This window comes from Bradyrhizobium sp. OAE829 (genome assembly GCF_040546575.1).
Taxonomy (GTDB): Bacteria; Pseudomonadota; Alphaproteobacteria; order Rhizobiales; family Xanthobacteraceae; genus Bradyrhizobium.
This window is the reverse complement of record NZ_JBEPOE010000001.1, coordinates 7,478,424-7,496,156: the sequence shown is the minus strand read 5'-3', so window position 1 is coordinate 7,496,156 and position 17,733 is coordinate 7,478,424. Positions and strand designations below refer to the sequence as shown.

At 62.1% G+C, this 17,733-nt stretch carries 9 protein-coding genes; 3 read left to right on the top strand and 6 right to left on the bottom strand.

Annotated elements, in window-relative coordinates; all coding sequences use genetic code 11:
• Positions 1-2: 2 nt before the first annotated feature.
• The 4 genes from ABIE49_RS35655 to ABIE49_RS35640 are packed head-to-tail and all read right to left on the bottom strand — an operon-like array spanning position 3 to position 11,771.
• Positions 3-9,776, bottom strand: coding sequence for a non-ribosomal peptide synthetase (locus ABIE49_RS35655; protein ID WP_192734747.1), 9,774 nt, complete (start codon positions 9,774-9,776; stop codon positions 3-5).
• A 51-nt stretch (positions 9,777-9,827) separates the two neighbouring features.
• The gene (locus tag ABIE49_RS35650) at positions 9,828-10,796 is read right to left on the bottom strand and encodes a TauD/TfdA family dioxygenase (RefSeq protein WP_192734503.1); all 969 of its coding nucleotides are present in this window, start codon (positions 10,794-10,796) and stop codon (positions 9,828-9,830) included.
• Complete coding sequence (locus ABIE49_RS35645; protein WP_354067137.1) at positions 10,765-11,520, bottom strand: thioesterase II family protein; 756 nt, start codon at positions 11,518-11,520, stop codon at positions 10,765-10,767. Before ABIE49_RS35645 ends, ABIE49_RS35650 begins: the two co-directional genes overlap by 32 nt.
• A 20-nt stretch (positions 11,521-11,540) precedes the next feature.
• On the bottom strand, positions 11,541-11,771 hold the full coding sequence (locus ABIE49_RS35640) for an MbtH family protein (RefSeq protein ID WP_192734501.1): 231 nt from the start codon (positions 11,769-11,771) through the stop codon (positions 11,541-11,543).
• Positions 11,772-11,825: 54 nt separating this feature from the next.
• Between ABIE49_RS35640 and ABIE49_RS35635 the strand changes: the two genes are divergently transcribed.
• The gene (locus ABIE49_RS35635; RefSeq protein WP_192734500.1) at positions 11,826-11,969 is read left to right on the top strand and encodes a hypothetical protein; all 144 of its coding nucleotides are present in this window, start codon (positions 11,826-11,828) and stop codon (positions 11,967-11,969) included.
• A 178-nt stretch (positions 11,970-12,147) separates the two neighbouring features.
• Here ABIE49_RS35635 and ABIE49_RS35630 read toward each other — a convergent pair whose 3' ends face one another.
• Both ABIE49_RS35630 and ABIE49_RS35625 read right to left on the bottom strand, forming a co-directional pair.
• Positions 12,148-14,520: a TonB-dependent receptor gene (locus ABIE49_RS35630; RefSeq protein WP_192734499.1), complete on the bottom strand. Its 2,373-nt coding sequence runs from the start codon at positions 14,518-14,520 to the stop codon at positions 12,148-12,150.
• Between the two features lie 263 nt (positions 14,521-14,783).
• The gene (locus ABIE49_RS35625; protein ID WP_192734498.1) at positions 14,784-15,932 is read right to left on the bottom strand and encodes an amidohydrolase; all 1,149 of its coding nucleotides are present in this window, start codon (positions 15,930-15,932) and stop codon (positions 14,784-14,786) included.
• Between the two features lie 417 nt (positions 15,933-16,349).
• Between ABIE49_RS35625 and ABIE49_RS35620 the strand changes: the two genes are divergently transcribed.
• On the top strand, positions 16,350-16,736 hold the full coding sequence (locus tag ABIE49_RS35620) for a hypothetical protein (protein ID WP_192734497.1): 387 nt from the start codon (positions 16,350-16,352) through the stop codon (positions 16,734-16,736).
• A 23-nt stretch (positions 16,737-16,759) separates the two neighbouring features.
• The gene (locus ABIE49_RS35615) at positions 16,760-17,038 is read left to right on the top strand and encodes a hypothetical protein (protein ID WP_354067136.1); all 279 of its coding nucleotides are present in this window, start codon (positions 16,760-16,762) and stop codon (positions 17,036-17,038) included.
• Positions 17,039-17,733 lie beyond the last annotated feature (695 nt).

The window sequence follows — 17,733 nt, the reverse complement described above, 5'->3', positions numbered from 1 at the left end:
TGTCACAGTCCCGATGCGATCAGATCTTGAAGTTCTTCCGCATCGAACTCGCGCTCGATCAGCCTGATCGAAACGATCCGGGCGAACTGGGCCAGTTCCGGATGAACGAACAGATCCGAAATCTGAATCGACACGCCGAGATCCTGTGACACCCGGCTGAGCAGCCGCACCGCGAGCAATGAGTGTCCGCCGAGCTCGAAGAAATGATCGTTGCGTCCGATCCGCTCGACGCCCAGCAACTCGGTCCAGATCGTCGCCAGCGCGATCTCGATTTCGTCCTCGGGCGCCGCATAGCTGCGACGCGCCGCAGCGTCTTCGTCTGGCGGCGGCAGTGCCCGCCGGTCGATCTTGCCATTCGGCGTCAGCGGCAGTTGTTCGAGCACCACGATTGTCGCGGGAACCATGTAATCCGGCAGCATGGCCGACAACGCCTGGCGCAGCGCCTGGCCGTCGAGCGTCCGCTCGCCGCTGGCGTAGGCGATCAGCTGACGTCCCGCCCTCGCTTCGCGCGTCACGACGACAGCGGCGCGCACGCCGCGCTGCTCCAGCAAGCGCGCTTCGATCTCTCCCAATTCGATCCGGAAGCCCCGGATCTTCACCTGATCGTCCGCGCGTCCGACATATTCGATCACGCCGTCAGCCCGCCACCGCGCCAGATCGCCGGTCCGGTAGAGACGCCCGCCGTCGCCGCCGAACGGATCCGGAATGAACCGTTCCGCCGTCAGCGCGCCGCGTTTCAGATAGCCCCGCGCCAGCCCAACACCACCGATGAACAACTCGCCCGTTACGCCGGCCGGGACCATGTTGAGTTCAGCGTCGAGAATGTAGGCGGACCGCAAACCAACGGGCCGTCCGATCGGCGCGTACTGACCCGGCGTCAACGCAGTCTCGTCGACAGTCCATGCCGTCGGCGCGATCACGGTCTCGGTCGGACCATAGGCATTGATCAGTAGACCGACATTGACTGCCCGGCGAAACGCTTTGATGCCCGTATCCGACCAGGCCTCGCCGCCCACGATGCAGAGCCTCAGCGAAAGGCGTCGGCCGCTGTGCCGCAACGCTTCACTCAATTGGTCGGCATAGGCCGGAGGCAGGAAGAGCGCGGTGACCGAACGACGTTCGATTTCGCCGACCAGGTCGTCGATCAGCAGACCTGGCCTGGACGGCAGGACGAGCGACCCGCCTGTCATCAGCGGCACCAACCATCTTTCGTGGGCGATGTCGAAATTGATCGAAGCCGACTGAAACTCCCGATCGCCCGAGTTCATGCCGTACAGCTTGCCGATCGCCTCGCAATGCATGGCGAGTGGTCCGTGCGAGACCGCCACGCCTTTCGGTGTTCCCGTCGAACCTGACGTGTAGATCACATAGGCCAGGCTGTCCGGATGGATTTCGACATCGAGGTTGCTTGCATCGTCACCGGCGCGCCACTGCTGCGGCTCGTCCAGGCGCAAGGCCTCGATCCCGGCCTCACGCAGCACCGGCGCGAAACGCTTGAGCAGCGTGCTTTCCGTCAATACCAGCTTCGTCCCACTGTCGCGCAGCATGTGGGCGAGGCGATCGTCTGGATAGTCCGGATCGAGCGGAAGATAGACACCGCCGGCCTTGAGGATTGCCAGCAGCGCGACCATCATGTCCGGGCTGCGTGTCAGCGCCAGACCGACCAGGCGATCCGGACCAATGCCCCAGCGACGAAGACGCCGCGCCAGCCGGTTCGCCCTGGCGTTCAACTCACCATAGCTGACTGGCGTATCGCCCCACACCAGCGCAACCGACAAAGGCGCCTCTGCGGCCTGCGCCTCGATATGCGCGACGACGCCGACATAAGGCGAGCGCGATGCCGCCAAGGCCGCGGGGCCGCTCCAGTCCAGGAGCCGCCTTGCTTCACCATTGTCGGGCAATCCGATATCACCCACCGGTCGCTCGGTATCGGCCACGACCTGCTGCAGCATTCCGCTCAGGGCGTCGCGTAGGCGCCGGATCGCGGCTCCGTCGAAACGGGCCCGGTCGTAGTTGAACTCCAGATTGAGCGCATCCGCTCCGGCAAACACGGCGACCGCCAGCGCGTAGTTCGTGGGCGTGACGTGCTCCACGCGCCCGAGACGCGGACCGCCCTCGCCGGTTTTCCGCAACGCTTCATCGATCGGATAATTTTCGAACACCAGGATTGTGTCGAACAGCGTCTGCCCGGCATGACCGGCAAGACGCTGGATCTCGTACAGCGGCGTCCAGCCATGCTCGCGCAAGGCCAGGTTCTGCTCCTGCAACTGGCGCAGCCAATCGCCAACAGCGGTTTCCGGGTTCGGAGCATCGACGATCGGCAGCGTGTTGATGAACAGGCCGACCATCTCCTCGGAGCCTGCCAGTTCCGCCGGCCGGCCCGATACGGTCACCCCGAAACAGACCGCGCCCTGCCCCGAATGCCGCCGCAGCAACTGCGCCCACGCCCCTTGAAGGAGCGTATTGAGCGTCACCCGCTCCCGCTTTGCAAATGACTTCAGCCGTTCGGTCAACTCCGCGCTCACCGCAAGCGCGATGCTGGCGTGACCTGCGGCCTCCGGCGCCCTGTCGCTCGATGGCAGTGCATTCGCCAGCAAGGTCGGCGTATCAAGCTTTGCCAGCGCCTCGCACCAGAAAGTTGCGGCTCCCGCATGGTCGCGGCCCTGCAGCCACGCGATGTAGTCGCGATAGCTGCCCTGCACCGTCGGCAGCGTACCGCCGTTCACGTGCTGCAGCACCTCCGCAACCAGCCGCGCCGAGCTCCAGCCATCGCCAAAGATGTGATGATGGGTCCAGATCAGCCAGTGCCTGGCGTCATCGAGCCGGATCAACCGTACCCGCTGCAGCGGTGGGCGGGAGATATCAAAGCCGCTTTCGCGCTCCCGGCGTGACGCATCGGCCAGCGCGATTTCGAGCCGGCCGCTGCGCTCCAGCGCCGCCGCCCGATCGCACCAATCCTCTTCGACGAAGGGCACCGCCACATGACGGTACACCACCTGCTGCGTCGACCCCGACAGATGCTCCCATACGAAGCCGGTCCGCAACGCGGCATGCCGGTCGCTTACCGCCTGCCACGCCGCCTTCAGTTTGTCGGCATCGAAACCAAACACTTCGAGCCCGATCTGGTTGACGTAGACATCGTCAACTCCATCGCGCAGCGCGTGGAACAGCATGCCCTGCTGCATCGGCGAAAGCGGATAGATGTCCTCGACACCGCGCAGGTCCAGAGCCGTCCCCAGCCGGTCGAGATCGGCCTGGCCGAGGCCGGACAACGCAACGTCCGACGGCGTCATGCCGGACGCGCCGCCGCAGCAATGCATCACCAGTTCGCGCAGGGCGGTCTCGTACATGTACGCCAGCCGCTCGACCGTCTCTCGCCGATAGCGCTTGCGCCCATATCCAAAGGATAGAAGCAGACGTCCCTCACGCACCTGCCCCGTGATGTTCAGCCAGCCCCTGAGGCGAGCGGATTCACTTCGTGACGCGCCTGAACTCTCCGGTGCGAAATCGAAGAGCGAGGATGCTCCCACGCTGCCGTCGAACCGGCCGAGATAGTTGAACACGATCTGCGGCTCCGCCAGCCGGCCCAGAGCGTGGCGTTGCTCCTCGGAGCCGAGATAGCGCAGCACGCCATAGCCAAGTCCGCGGTTGGGGACGGCGCGGAGCTCTTCCTTGACCGATTTGATCAGCGTGGCGTCGTCGCTCGATCCGCCACTGAGCCGTACCGGGAAGGCCGTCGTAAACCAGCCCACCGTGCGGGAAACGTCGGCTCCGGGAAATAGGTCCTCGCGGCCATGCCCCTCGAGTTCGATCGTCAAATCTTCGACCCCGCACCAGCGCGAGACAGCGCGCACCAGGCTCGCCAGCAACAGATCATTGACCTGCGTCCGATAGGCGGATGGCGCTTCCTGCAGCAGCCTCGACGTCAGTTCGGTATCGAGTACCAGCGGCACCTCTTCGCCGTCCCCGACGAGATCCGGATCACCGTGATCATTATCGCACGGCAGGTCGGCACCCGCGCCGCGCGCAAGCCAGAACGACTGCTCATCGGCAAGCTCCGGGGCGGCCGCATAGGCGTTCAGCCTCTCCCCCCACGACGCATAGGATTCGCTCTTCGGCGGCAGCGAAACAGTGGCCGCGCCTTGCTTCAACTGGCCGTAAGCCGCAGCCAAATCTTCCAGCAGAACCCGCCACGACACGCCGTCAACCGCCAGATGATGAATCGCGATCAGCAGTCGTTGACTGCCTTCGGCAAGGTCCATCGCTGCCGCGCGTAACAAGGGACCCGATGACAGCGACAGGCTCGCCTGCGCGGCCGACCCAATCGCCGTGACCTCTACGGCATCGCCGACATCCGTGCGAACCCACAGCAAGTCTGACGGCGCCGGCGCGGCGCCATATTCTGCCCGCCAAATGCGATCCACCTGCTCGAAGCGCAAGCGCAACGCATCGTGATGATCCACGACCGCAACGAGCGCACGTCGCAGCACCTCCCAGTCCAGCCGCGACTGCGGGACCAGCAGCACGGCCTGATTCCAATGATTGCGGTTGCCGGATTCCTCATCGAAGAAGCGGGTCTGGATCGGCAGCAAGCGATGCACGCCGGATACCCGGTCGTTCTCGACGATTGTTGCCGACTTCAGTTTCTCGTTCTTTGCGGCAGGCACCGCCGCGGTGACAGCTACCGTTGCCAGGCGCGCCACTGTTTGCTGTCCAAAGACCTGTTTCGGCGTCAGGCGAATGCCGCGCTTGCGCAACCGCGCGATGATCTGCAGGCTGAGAATTGAATCGCCGCCGAGTTCAAAGAAATTGTCGTTACGGCCAATCTGTTCCCGGCCGAGCACCTCGCACCAGATCGCGGCGATCGCCGCTTCGGTCTCTCCCTCGGGCGCTGCGTATTTCACGACGACCGTGTCTTGATCCGGATCCGGCAGCGCCTTGCGATCCACCTTCCCGTTTGGCGTGAGCGGCAGGCGCTCCAGCAGAACGAGCCGCGACGGCACCATGTATTCCGGCAGGACGGCAGCCAATTGCTGTTTGAGCGCGTCCGTCGTCGGCGTCATGCCGGCCCGCGGAACACAATACGCGACGAGTTCCTGCCGTTCGGCGCCCGCCCCGATGGCGCGGGCCACCACCACCGCGTCGTCGATCTCCTGCAACGCCTTGACCGCGCGCGTGACCTCGCCAAGCTCGACACGATAGCCGCGCAACTTGATCTGATCGTCGCCGCGGCCGAGGAACACCAACCGCGCCGACTGATCGCAACGAACCCGATCGCCCGTCCTGTACAGCCGTTCCCCAGCCGGCCCGAACGGATTCGGCACGAAGCGTTCGGCGGTCAGGCCGGGCTGGCCACGATAGCCCCGCGCCAGCCCGGCACCTCCGATATAGAGTTCACCGATGACGCCGATCGGCACCTCGTTTAGCGCATCGTCCAGCACATGGGCGCGCAGATTAGCGAGCGGCAAGCCGATCGGAACCGGACGTGCCTCACCTGCAGGCTCCCATTCATGCGTAACCGCCCCGACCGTCGCTTCAGTAGGGCCATAGTGATTGAGAATTCGGCATTGCGGCCGCAATTGACGGATTTCGTTCAGCAGATCAGCGTCGCAGGCCTCACCGCCGAGAATGAGGACATCGCGGGGCAAGAGATCGGCCGAGCGTGACGCCTGCAACAGGCCGCGCAAATGACTGGGCACGATCTTGAGAATGCCGACGTCGCCATCCCGCATCGCCTTCGCAAACAAATCCGCATCGAGGATGGCTTCTGGAGCCAACAGATTCAGCGTCGCCCCGGAGGCAAGTGCGCCGAACAGCACGGTGTGGCCGAGATCGGCCGCGACGGTAGAAACCATCGCCATGCTCGCACTCGGCGACGGTTGCACGCGTTGCAGCAACGCCTGAACATAATTGGCCAGCGCACCGTGCGAGACGGCAACGCCCTTGGGCACGCCGGTCGATCCCGACGTGTAAATCACATAAGCGGTCTGCGCCGGATGGATCGTGCAGTCCGGAAGCACGCTCACTAACTCTTCAGAGGTGGTGTCGGTGTCCGCATCGAGCACAAGGCAATCGAGCGTAAGCGCCTCGGCCAGCTTCTCACCGGCCGCCAACACGATCTCGATCCCGCCATCCGCCAGGATGCTTCGGACCCGTTCCACCGGCCATTTCGGATCGAGCGGCACATAGGCGCCGCCGGCCTTGAGCACGCCGAGCAGCGCCGTCACGAATGCCGGCGAGCGCTCGATCCAGAGCCCAACCGGCGTTTCCCGTGTCACGCCCCCGGCCGCGAGCACGCGCGCGATATCATCCGACTTCCGCTCGAGCTCCGCAAAGGTCAATGTCTCGCCGCCGCTCTGGATCGCAACCGCGGTTTGCCGATCGACCGTCGATGCGCGAAAAAGGCTGACCACATCATTGAATCGGAACGCAGCAGACTGGCTTGGCACCACCTGCCGGTTCGCATCCTCGATGACGAAGTCCGACACAAGGCGTTCTGCGTCTTCCGCGATCTGGCGGAGCAGCGAGCCGAACTGTGTCGCCAGCCGCGAGATCGTCGCGGCGTCGAACAGGTCGGTCGCGTAGTTGAAGGTCACCTTCATGCCTTCGGCGCCATCGACGATATCAAGCGCGAGATCGAAATGCGAACCCGCGAGGTCCAGGATGTCAATCTCGGCAGCAAGTCCTTCGACGCCGTCAAACCCGCTCGGCGCCTTCATATAGTTGAACTTCACCTGGAACAGCGGGTTGTGACCGCCGCTGCGTTCGGGCCGCAGACCGTCGACCAGCATCTCGAACGGAAGATCCTGATGGGAGAGCGCGTCGATTACCGCTTCCTTGACCTGTTGGAGCAGGTCCGGGAACGTCGCTCCATCGACGATCTCCGCACGCAACACCAGAGTATTGACGAAGCAACCGATCAATCGTTCGAGCTGCGCGTGACGACGCCCGGCTACGGGCACACCGACGCGCAAGTCGCTCTGGCCCGTGTAGCGATATAACGCCGCCTGATACGCCGCGAGCAGCAGCATGAAGACGCTCGTGCGATGTTTTCCCGCGATCTCCTGAAGCTGGGCAGCCAACGCGCCGTCGATCGCAAGGCCGATCGTATCTCCGCCATGGCTTTGCGCCGCCAGACGCGGCCGGTCATGGGGCAGAGCCAGCACCGGGTGGGTGTCGCCCAATTTCTCGCGCCAATATGCGAGCTGCCGGTCTGCCTCACCTCCCGCAAGCCAATCACGTTGCCAGCTTGCGAAATCCGCATACTGAATCATCGGCACCGGCGGTGGACCGAAATCCTCCCGGATGAAGCTGCGATAAAGCCCCGCCAACTCCTGGAGCATCACGTCGAGCGACCAGCCATCGACGACAATGTGGTGGGCCAGCAGCAACAATTCGTGCTCGTCGTCAGCGAACTGCAACAGGGTCGCCCGCAACAACGGCCCGTTGACGAGATCGAACGGTTTGGCGAGTTCGGACTGACCAAGCCCCACGGCATGTTCGACGCGGTCGCGCGCGGAATATGAACGGAGATCCTCGTGCCGGATGCCAACACTCAGCGAGTCGTGAACCACCTGCCCTGCGCGGCCTTCGTGCGCGACAAACGTGCTGCGCAAGACCTCATGGCGCTGGACGATTTCCGCAATCGCCCGCGACAAGGCGGCATGATCGAGCTTTCCCTTCAGCCGGACCGTGCTGGCAACCGTGTAGGCGGTTCCGCCAGGGTCCATGTTCCAGAGAAACCACAGCCGTTCCTGGGCATGGGACAAGGTCATGCGGCTTGCCGGCGCCGCCCGCTGGATCGGAGGGAGAGCCCGCCCCGCGCCCTCACCCACCAGGGTATCGATCCGGCCTGACAAGGCTGCAAGCGTCGGCGCGTCGAAGAAGCTGCGCAGTTCCAGCTCGACGCCGAAGCGTTCGCGGATCGCGGCGGCGGTCTGTCCGGCCGTGATCGAGTTTCCACCCAGTACGAAAAAATCGTCTTCCCGGTGGACAGCCTGCACGCCGAGCGCGTCGCGCCAGATCGACGCCAGCGCACGCTCGGTATCGCTCGCGGGTGCCGTCAATGCGGTACCGTCGCGACGACGCCCTCTTTCGAAAACCATGAAACTGTCGAGCGTGTTGTCGGCCCAGCGCGCGCTGCAGGCCGAACGCTGCAGCTTCCCGCTGGTCGTCAGCGGCATCCCCTGCGGATTCAACAGGATGATGACAGAAGGATATTCCTGAGCCTGTCGAAGCACGGCCTCGCCGATGGCCTGGGCAAGGGCCTCAGGATCGCTACGCTTGAGAACAGTACGGCTGAACTCGGCCGCGACTCCAATGCTTTCCCGTCCGTCGATCTCGACCGCAAAAGCGGCCACCCGGCCGCTGCGAACCAACTCGACGTCGGCCTCCACCGCCTGCTCGACGTCCGTCGGATAGACGTTCTGACCGCGAACGACCAGCAGATCCTTGAGCCGGCCGGTGACGACCAGCGTGCCGTCTCGAATGAAGCCGAGATCTCCAGTGCGCAGCCAGCGCATGCCATCCCGCTCGACGAATACCTTGGAGGTGGCCTCCGGATTATTCCAGTATCCGAGCGCTATGCTGGGACCGGCGACCCAGATCTCGCCGACCTCGTCAGCCTCTGTGACCGTCGATCCATCCGTGCGCATGATGCGCGTGACGTGATCCCCTACCGTTTGACCGCAGGCTACGAGATCGGTGCCTTCATCGGCGGTCGCAATGCGGCCCGCCGCGAGGGCTATTGTATCGAGCGTATGGCTGACGGCCTTGGTCGCCGGGTTGCCTGCCGTCACCAGCAGCGTCGCCTCAGCCAGACCGTAGCAGGCGGTCAACGCCCGTTGATTGAAACCAGCACGCTCAAATCGCTCGCCGAATCTCTGAAGTGTGGCTTTGCGGACAAACTCCGAGCCGGAGAATGCGAATCTCCAACGGCTCAGGTCGAGCCGTCCGATCGTTTCATCGGAAACGCGATCGGCACACAGCGCGTAGGCGAAATCAGGCCCGCCGCTAAACGTTCCGCCGTGACGATGGATGGCCTCAAGCCAGCGCCGCGGCCGCTCGAGAAAATTGCGCGGTGACATCAGGACGGCGGTAAAGCCGGTGAACAGGGGATTCAGCAGTCCACCGATCAGTCCCATGTCGTGATAGAGCGGCAGCCAGCTGACGAAAACATCGTCGAGCGTTCCTGCTACGACGGCCTGGATGGCCTTCTCGTTAGCCGTCAGATTGGCGTGCGAGACGCAAACCCCCTTCGGTTGCGACGTCGACCCCGACGTGTATTGCAGGAAAGCGACGGCATTCCCAGCGGGACTGGTCTCTCGCCAATCCGCAGCAAGTTCAGACGAAATCGCGTCAACCTCGATCATCCGGACATTGGTCAGTCCGGGAAGCGTTGCTTCCACGACAGCACTCAGATTCGATTTTGTCAGAATGAAGCGTGGCGCCGCATCACGCATAATGCCGTTGAGACGGCCCGCATAACGATCGGCAGCACCCTCAGGTGGATACGCCGGAACCGCGATCACACCCGCATACAGACACGCATAGAATGCCACGGCATAGTCGAGCCCGCTGGGCAAGAGAATGACTGCCCGCTCGCCCGCGCAGCCCAACTTTTGCAACCGGGACGCGACGGCGCGAACCCTTGTATCGAGAGCGGCGAATGTCAATTCGCCGGCGACATCATCTCCTTCGAGGAAGCGCAACGCCACCCGATCCGGACGCAATGCTGCGTGGCCGCGCAGTCGTTCGACGAGATTGTCTTGATACATTGTCTCGAAATCCAGTCCGGAAATCCTCGCCTCGCGGTCAGCAAGGGGCAATCAGCTCTGCCGATGCGCTTCGGCCATGGCGACGATCACCTTGCGCGGGCCCTTGAACGGCGCGCGCGCATGCGCCGTGAGCATGTTGTCGAGCATGACGACATCGCCGGCCTGCCAGGGAAAACTGATCTTGTGCGCCTCCAGCACGTTGCGCACGGTGGTCAACGTCTCGTCGTCGATCCGCGATCCGTCGCCGTAGAACACGTTGCGCGGCAGCTCGACCTCGTCGCCGACGACGTCGAGCAAGCTCTCACGCACCTCCGGCTCGAGATTCGAGACGTGAAACAAATGCGCCTGATTGAACCAGACCCTGTCACCCGTTACCGGGTGACGCGCCGTGCCCTGGCAGATCTGGCGCGTCCGCAGCTCGCCGTCTTCTTTCCATTCACAGTCGATGTCATGGCGGGCGCAATAGGCCTCGACCTCCGGCCTGGAATCGGTGCCGAACACCTGCTGCCAGTCGACATCTAGGCCGTTGCCGTAATTGCGGACATACATCACGCCCTTCTCGGTGAAACGCTCCCGAATGGTTGACGGCATGTCGCGATAGATCGCGCGGCTGTCGGCGATCGGCGTTTCGCCGCCCTCCTGTGCCGGCTGCATGCAATAGAACCAGATCTTCATCGGCCAATCCCTCGTATAGGCCTGCTCGTTATGCAGCGGGATATGCTGATGCGGCGGGTATTCGGTGGACGTGTAGACGCCGGAAGTGACCTGCGAGCGTGGCGTCGATCCGAACTCGTAGCTGAGCAGCGGGTGGCCGAAATCGGCCGCGAACGCCCGGAACGCGTCGGGGCCATCGAGGGTGAAGTCGCGAAACACGATGCCACCGCAATCGGTCAAGTGCCGGTCGACGGTATCGCGCAGCATCGGAAGCGCCGCGCCGAGCGGCTGCCCGGCCTTGTCGGCCTTCAGCAACAACGGAAGGCTCTTGCCCTCAACGAGTGGCAGGACGGAGAATGCGCTCATGATCCTTGCTCCAATGCGAACCAATCGACCGTCCCGATTGCCGGGCCAGGGCCGATCCGATCAGGTCAAGCAGTTCGGCTTGCTGCGTGTGAATGAAGAAGTGATGTCCCGGCAGCATGTCGAGCGCGAACTCGGCTGCGGTCTCCTGCTGCCAGGCTTCCAGCGATGCGCGGCTCGTCTCGTCGTCGATACCGCCGAAGATGTGAACGGGACACGGCAACGGGCGACGCAGCCGATAGTTATATGCGCCGCACATCAGGAAATCGGCGCGCAGCACCGGCAACGCCGATCGCATGAGCTCCGCATTCGCCAATGCTTCGTCCGGCGTCCCCTGGAGATTGCGCAGTTCATGCAGCAGCGCTTCGTCGCTCAGCGGCAGGCGCCATCTGCTTCCGTCTCGAACGGCCGGCGCCTCCGTGCCCGACCCGAAGAAAATGGCCGGCGCCGGTGCGCCGCGATCGAGCAAACTGTGGGCAACCTCAAACCCGACCAACGCGCCGAGGCTGTGCCCAAACAGCGCATAAGGACCGTCAAGTCGAGCATGAATCTCCGCGGCGAGTTGCGCGGCGAGGTCGCGGGGATCGGTCGCCAATGGCTCGTCCATACGCGCGCCGCGGCCGGGCCACTCGACCGGCCGGACGTCGATCCACGTGGGCAACAGCCTGCGCCACCGCGCATAGAACATGGCGCTGCCGCCGGAGTAAGGCAGACAAAAAAGCCGCATCGGAAGACGCGCTCCGTGTGCTAAGCCGATTTCTGCGGAGAAGCCGGTTCGTCCATGAATTTGCGCAGCGTCAGGGGACGCATGTCGGTCCACACCTGTTCGATGTGATCGAGGCATTCCTTCTTGGTGCCGGTCTTGCCGACCGCCGTCCAGCCGTTCGGAATGTCCTTGAACGTCGGCCAGATCGAATACTGCTCTTCGTGATTGATGACGACGGTGAAGGTGACGTCGTCTCTGTCAAAAACCATCATGGCCGGCACCTTTCAGAAAAACGAAGCAACGGCGTCTGACTAGGTCAGAAGCAAATGATGGTCAAAGCAATATCGGCGATGCAGTTTTTAATAGCTCCAAACTGGCGCGTTAGAGAAAAATACAACCTCCGCGCAGCGATGGAGCGCATGCGACAACTGGCTGATTTGCAAAGTGATCCCTATTTTGTCGAATTCTAATTGCCCGAGCTGGAACATTTTTCGTTCCCGAAAATCGTGCACCAACTCCGGATTTTTTTCATCGTATTGCCATCAACTCCGTTGAAACGAAACAGCGATAACGACCAAACAAGAAAATGCCGTCGCGGATGATATCCGCGACGGCACATGTTTGCTGGCAATGAGAGCGGCGCAGCGCTCAGAAGTTGAACGTCGTCGACACCAGATAGGTGCGCGGGGCGGCGAGCGTAATCACACCGCTATAGGCCGAGGCCCAATAGGACTTGTTGAAGACGTTCTCGACGTTGGCACGGATCACGATCGGCTTGCCGTTCCAGGGTGACGTCAGCGTGTATCTCGCCCCAAGATCGAACCTCGTCCATTCCGGTATGGACAGTGTGTTGGTGACGTTGACATATTGCGAACTGGTATAGATCAGCCTGCCCGTGAGCGTCAGGTCACGCAGCGGCGTATCCCACTCCGCACCGATATTGGCGTTGAAGGAGGGAACGCCGACGGCCGTCCTGCCGTCAGTTACTCCACCAGGTGTGTTGACCTGCTTGCCCTCGATAAAAGCCAAACCGCCGAGCACCCTAAACCAAGGCGCGATCTCGCCGAACACATTGAGTTCGGTGCCGCGGTTGCGCTGCCTGCCGTTGAGTTGCTGGGTCGCCGTCACACCCGTTCCGACGGCGATAATGCTCCGCTGCTCGATCTCGAACATGCTCAGGGTCGTGGTGAAGCGGCCCGTATCGAACTTCACGCCGGCTTCAGCCTGAGTGGTTTTGCCGGGGGGAAACACCGTACCAACGTTGGCGAACGCGCCGCCAACCACAGCCGGTGTCTGAAGCCCTTCGATATAGTTCGCGTAAAGCGAGATGTTCTCGACCGGTTTCACGACAAGAGCATAGGCCGGGGTCCACAAGCTTTCAGACTGAAACGGCCGGTTCGGCGAAGCCGCGGTCGCGAACAGGTTGTTTATCTCACTCCCTGCGGTCTGGCGACGAACACCCACGGTCAACTGGACCCGATCGTTCCACGTCGACATCGTATCCGACACGCCAAAGCTCTTCAGGTTCACACCGGTGACCTGACTTGCGGACAATGTCGTGAAGTTGGGCTTCGGAATATTGGTCGGCTCGGTGTAGAGATTCCAGAAGATAATGTCAGTCAGCGGATTGGCGGAACGCGTCCGGACCTGCTGGTTATAGGTTCGGTCGTTCTCCGAATAGTTGAAGTTCAAGGCATGTCTGACGGGACCCGTGTCCACCGTTGCACGAACGCCCGCTTCACCCGCATACGTCTCAAACGTCTCCTTCCCCATGAACGGGCGCGACCATAAGCCTCCCAACTGGAATGCTCCCGGGGGAGTCGTCAACTGACCCGGCGCGGTGTTGGAGATATTCGGCGAAGGGTATGCATAGTTGATGTTGCTGTCGTGGTAACCGAACGCCGCATAGGCGGTCAGGTTGTCGGCAAGGTCCACCTCGCCTCTCACGGTCGTGAAAAAATCCGTCGGCGCGTAGTAGGCCCACGGAACCTGGAAATTGTGACCGGGCTTCGGCGGCGGGGGAATCAGTGTTGTCGTCGTAGGCACGTTGAAGAAACGCATCGGTGGATTCAGATTGTCCGCTTGGTAGCCGATATCGACTTCCACGCGCGCGTTCTCGCCCCGATAGTCCAGGCCCAGAACCGCATTGCCGAATTCGTCGGTCTGGCGATTCCAGGGTGTATTGCCATTCGAATAGGTGCTGTTCAGCCGGACGCCCCACTCCTTGCGCTCGCCATATCGCCGGCTGACATCGGTAATCTGTCCGAACTGCGATTGGGAAACATAGGTCGCCGTCAGCCGCGTAATGTCGACATCCGGAGCATGCTTGGTAATCAGATTGACGGTGCCGCCGACGGCGCCGCCGCTCGTTGCACCGGTGCCGCCAACCGTCATGCCGTTGAGCAAGGCGCTCGGGCCCTTCAGGACCTCGACGCGTTCGACGAAATTCGCACCCGTGGAATAGTATGGTGCGATTCCGGCCAGACCGTTCAAACTATAATCGCCGCTGTCGTAGTAGAAGCCACGGATGAACAGACTGTCGGCGCCGCCCCCTGCCGCCTGTACCACTCGGACGGAAGGATCGTTCGCCAGCACGTCGCGGATGGTGCGCGCCTGCTGATTCGCGATCAATTCCGCTGTGTAGCTGGTCTGGTTGAACGGCGTATTCATCACACCGCGGTTGCCGAGAAGTCCGAGGCTTCCGCCCGACGCGACCTGTCCGCCCGCATAGGGGGCCGGAGGCGCACCGAGCGTTCCGGTTGAAGGCGTTACATACGGAACCGGTTCGACGCGGCGAGGCGCCGGCGCGGCGACACGGCGCTGCACGCGCGTCGTGGACGTTTGCGTTCTCCGTACCGAGGGCCGCGCTCGCTGCTGCGTCGGGGCATCCACCGTGACGGGCGGCAAGCTCTGCGCGAACGCTTTCTGACCGCTGGCAAAATCAAGAGAGAGCGCAAGATAACTCACCGCCCCCAGCGAAATAGCGCGCGCAACATTTCTGGCCGCAATCTTATACGTCATACTTCCACCCCAAAGCCCATAAGCAGGTCCCTGAGGCCGTTCTATCTTCGCGAGTGGAAACAGCGAGTAGAAGCTATCTAAGGTAACGCTACGCGCGCACAACGGATTGCATCAGTGGCGATCGAGCAACACCGCGTATTTTCTAATCGTTCTAAATTGTCCTGCCTAACTTTTTAAGCGTTCTAAATTTGCAAGCTGCGCGCGAAATTGAATCACGTGCGGGACGTCAGTTAGAAAAGGTCAGTTTCAAACTGCGCGCCATCTCATCCCAACAAATTACGTAACGCTCGGATGAAAACCCGCGAGCCGATTTCGATCAACTCATCCGGAAAATCGTAGTCCGGCTCGTGCAAGCCGGCGTGCCGCGTGCCCGCCCCCAGGAAAAACATCGCGGCCTTTGACCGGTGGTTGAAACGTCCAAAATCCTCCGACCCCCGCATCGGCAGCCCCTGCCCGGAACACGGCACGCCTTCTGCATCCAGCGCGTTCCGGAGATGGACGACGGCCTCCGCGTCATTCATGCAATGATGGAACACATCGCGATAGATAATCTCCGCCGTCAGTCCTTCGCTTGCCGCCACGCTCCGGACCAGGCTTTCGGCCTGCGCGCGAAGGGCATCCATCTTCGAATCGGTCAGCGTCCTGAGTGTCGCCCAGACCTCGGCATGACCGGGCGAGATGCCGAACGCTGGTTCTCCCAACCTCGCATGGGTGACCGTCACCATTGAGAAATCTTCGTCGAGCGCCCCGCCCCGTCCGAGCGCATCGATCTCGCCCAACAGCCTCGCGATCGCGGCTTGCGGCGATACACCAAGCTCGGGGCTCGACGCATGCGAGGTTCGCCCGGACAGTTTGATCTGCATACCGCGGGAGGCGCAGTTGACCAGCCCCTCGGCGATCGAAACCTGGCCAAGGGAAAGTCCCGGCAGATTGTGCAACGAGAACACAAAATCGGGCTTGATCTGATCAAACTTCTCGTCGGCGAGGACAGCAGCGGCGCCAGATCCATCCTCTTCCGCCGGTTGGAACAGCAGTACGGCCCGGCCTCGTTGCGGGCGTTGACGATCCAAGCCGCGCGCCACCGCCGCCAAAATCGTCATGTGGCCGTCGTGACCGCAAAGATGCGCTTTTCCTGGCACCGACGACCGATACGGCAGAGCCGAGATCTCCTGAATCGGCAATCCATCCAGCTCGGCGCGAAGCATGATCGTCGGGCCAGGCGCATCTCCCTGGTAGATCCCGAGCAGGCCATGCCCGCCAAGTCCCGTGACGACCTTGTCGGCACCAGTTGCGTGGAGAACCGCCTGCACGGCTTGCGCGGTCTTCTCTTCCTGCCCTGACAGTTCAGGCTTGCTGTGGAGCTCGTGCCGCCACGCAATCAGTTCCGTCAATTCCCGCTCAGCCAAAAACATGCTCATCCTCATCACGTTCAGCTCAATAGGCCCCGGTTTCGGGCGTTGATCATGCCATCACATAACACCAGGAACGAGTCGCAAGGACAGGAGCCCGATCGTTGTCACGCACATCAGGACGATCGCATCTGACGATGCCTATCTTGAATCGATCAAAATTTGGCATCGAACCAAGCTTAGAACAATTTGAAAGAACCATCGAAAACGATCCAAACGGCTCGCTCGCCTTGCCTAAAAAGCCAGTCATTGGAGCAACAAGCCGAACGTCCTGGCACCGTTAGAAATGTTCCAAACCTCTCCTGCAACGCACACGCATGAATGAGCCGTGCGATTTGACGCAACCGCGCTTTTTTGCGAGCAGACTTAGAAGCGATCCAAATCAGCCTGCCCGTCATGTCAAAGGTGAGTCTGTCTCATATGGCCAAGACAAAGAGCACGACCGTCAAACCTGAATCAGTTTTGCCGGATCGGATCATTCAGCTGACGGAAAATGCGCCGTACGCACCGTTGGTCGTACGGCACACGGCCGATCGTGCTGCTTTCCTGCCGGAAATACTATCGTTGCACACAAAACAGGAGCTTTCGGAAATACCTGGGCTTGGCAAGGCGTCGATCGCAACGATCGAGGTCTGGCTGGCCGAGCATGGCCGCAGGTTGCGAATCCCCGGCGAAAGCCTTGATGCCGTCATTTGCCATTTTGGCGCCCGACGCAAGCATACCAGCGAGCACAGGCTCGGGGCACGCCTTCGATCCGACCCCGTCGATCACCGACGCTATGCACAAGGTCGGCCGGGTCGCGCATGACTCATGCACGTCCGGCGGCTTCCATGACGCGCAAGTCACTGGACGGGACAGTCTGTGTTTTCGCTGCCAGCGCCGCCTGCAACGCCTCGACATCCGCACGCAGATTCGGGTTTCCAGCCGCAGGTGCATCCGCCGTCACAACGATGCTGATCGGCGACTTCCTTGTAGACGGCACCGAGAGCGGACGCAGCGAGACTCATTACCGTCATCGGCGGCAGCTGGGTCGTGCGAAGGACATCGCAGAAGGCGATCATGATGGACCGATGCATCTCGGCGCTGGCGGATTCGCTATCCGTGTCTGATTGCATGACTGCTCGCCTCCTCTTTCCTCGTTTGCGCCGGGGCGGGCAGCCGCGCAGGCCACGATGTGCTCAGAGAAATTCACCCTGCGCGACCAACGTCAGCGCCGGACAATCGATACGCCCTCATGTGATCGCCATCAAGCTATCGCCTGCGTTTTCAAAATTTGAATGGCTCGAAACTGTAAAGGGACGCGTCGCCACACAACGCTGTCATCCCCGCGCATGCGGGGATCCAGTACGCCGCGGCTTATCGGTTCAATCATTGGTGTCTCTGGAATACTGGGTCGCCCGGTCAAGCCGGGCGATGACAACTGAATGTGAGTTCGCCTTCTCGCGACGCATTGCGCCCGAGCTTTGCCGGAAGTTTCCTTGCCCTCGAAAGTAGAGGGCGCAGGGAAGACCGGGTGCGCGCTGCACCCGCGGTCCCGTGTGCGGTTTGCACAAAACAAAGTGCACACGAGCATACAGGGCAGCGGTGAACACCCGGCCTTCCCTGCGCAATGGCTTTACGGCTTATGCCGTGATCTCCCCGGAGACGAGTTCTTGGTTGACTCCGTCGCTGCCGTTCCCGCTTACGCTTCTCCGACAGCTTGACGCCTGCAACGGGCGCCAGGACCACACGGTTTTGCCGTACGCCCATCCACGCCGTCGTCTCAGCGCAAACCAGCGTCCATCGCAACCCGCCCAACGTCCGT

Coding starts and splice junctions, on each gene's coding strand:
- ABIE49_RS35655 (WP_192734747.1), bottom strand. CDS start 9,776: ATGTATCAAGACAATCTCGTCGAACGACTGCGCGGCCACGCAGCATTG.
- ABIE49_RS35650 (WP_192734503.1), bottom strand. CDS start 10,796: ATGAGCGCATTCTCCGTCCTGCCACTCGTTGAGGGCAAGAGCCTTCCG.
- ABIE49_RS35645 (WP_354067137.1), bottom strand. CDS start 11,520: ATGCGGCTTTTTTGTCTGCCTTACTCCGGCGGCAGCGCCATGTTCTAT.
- ABIE49_RS35640 (WP_192734501.1), bottom strand. CDS start 11,771: ATGATGGTTTTTGACAGAGACGACGTCACCTTCACCGTCGTCATCAAT.
- ABIE49_RS35635 (WP_192734500.1), top strand. CDS start 11,826: ATGATGGTCAAAGCAATATCGGCGATGCAGTTTTTAATAGCTCCAAAC.
- ABIE49_RS35630 (WP_192734499.1), bottom strand. CDS start 14,520: ATGACGTATAAGATTGCGGCCAGAAATGTTGCGCGCGCTATTTCGCTG.
- ABIE49_RS35625 (WP_192734498.1), bottom strand. CDS start 15,932: ATGTTTTTGGCTGAGCGGGAATTGACGGAACTGATTGCGTGGCGGCAC.
- ABIE49_RS35620 (WP_192734497.1), top strand. CDS start 16,350: ATGGCCAAGACAAAGAGCACGACCGTCAAACCTGAATCAGTTTTGCCG.
- ABIE49_RS35615 (WP_354067136.1), top strand. CDS start 16,760: ATGACGCGCAAGTCACTGGACGGGACAGTCTGTGTTTTCGCTGCCAGC.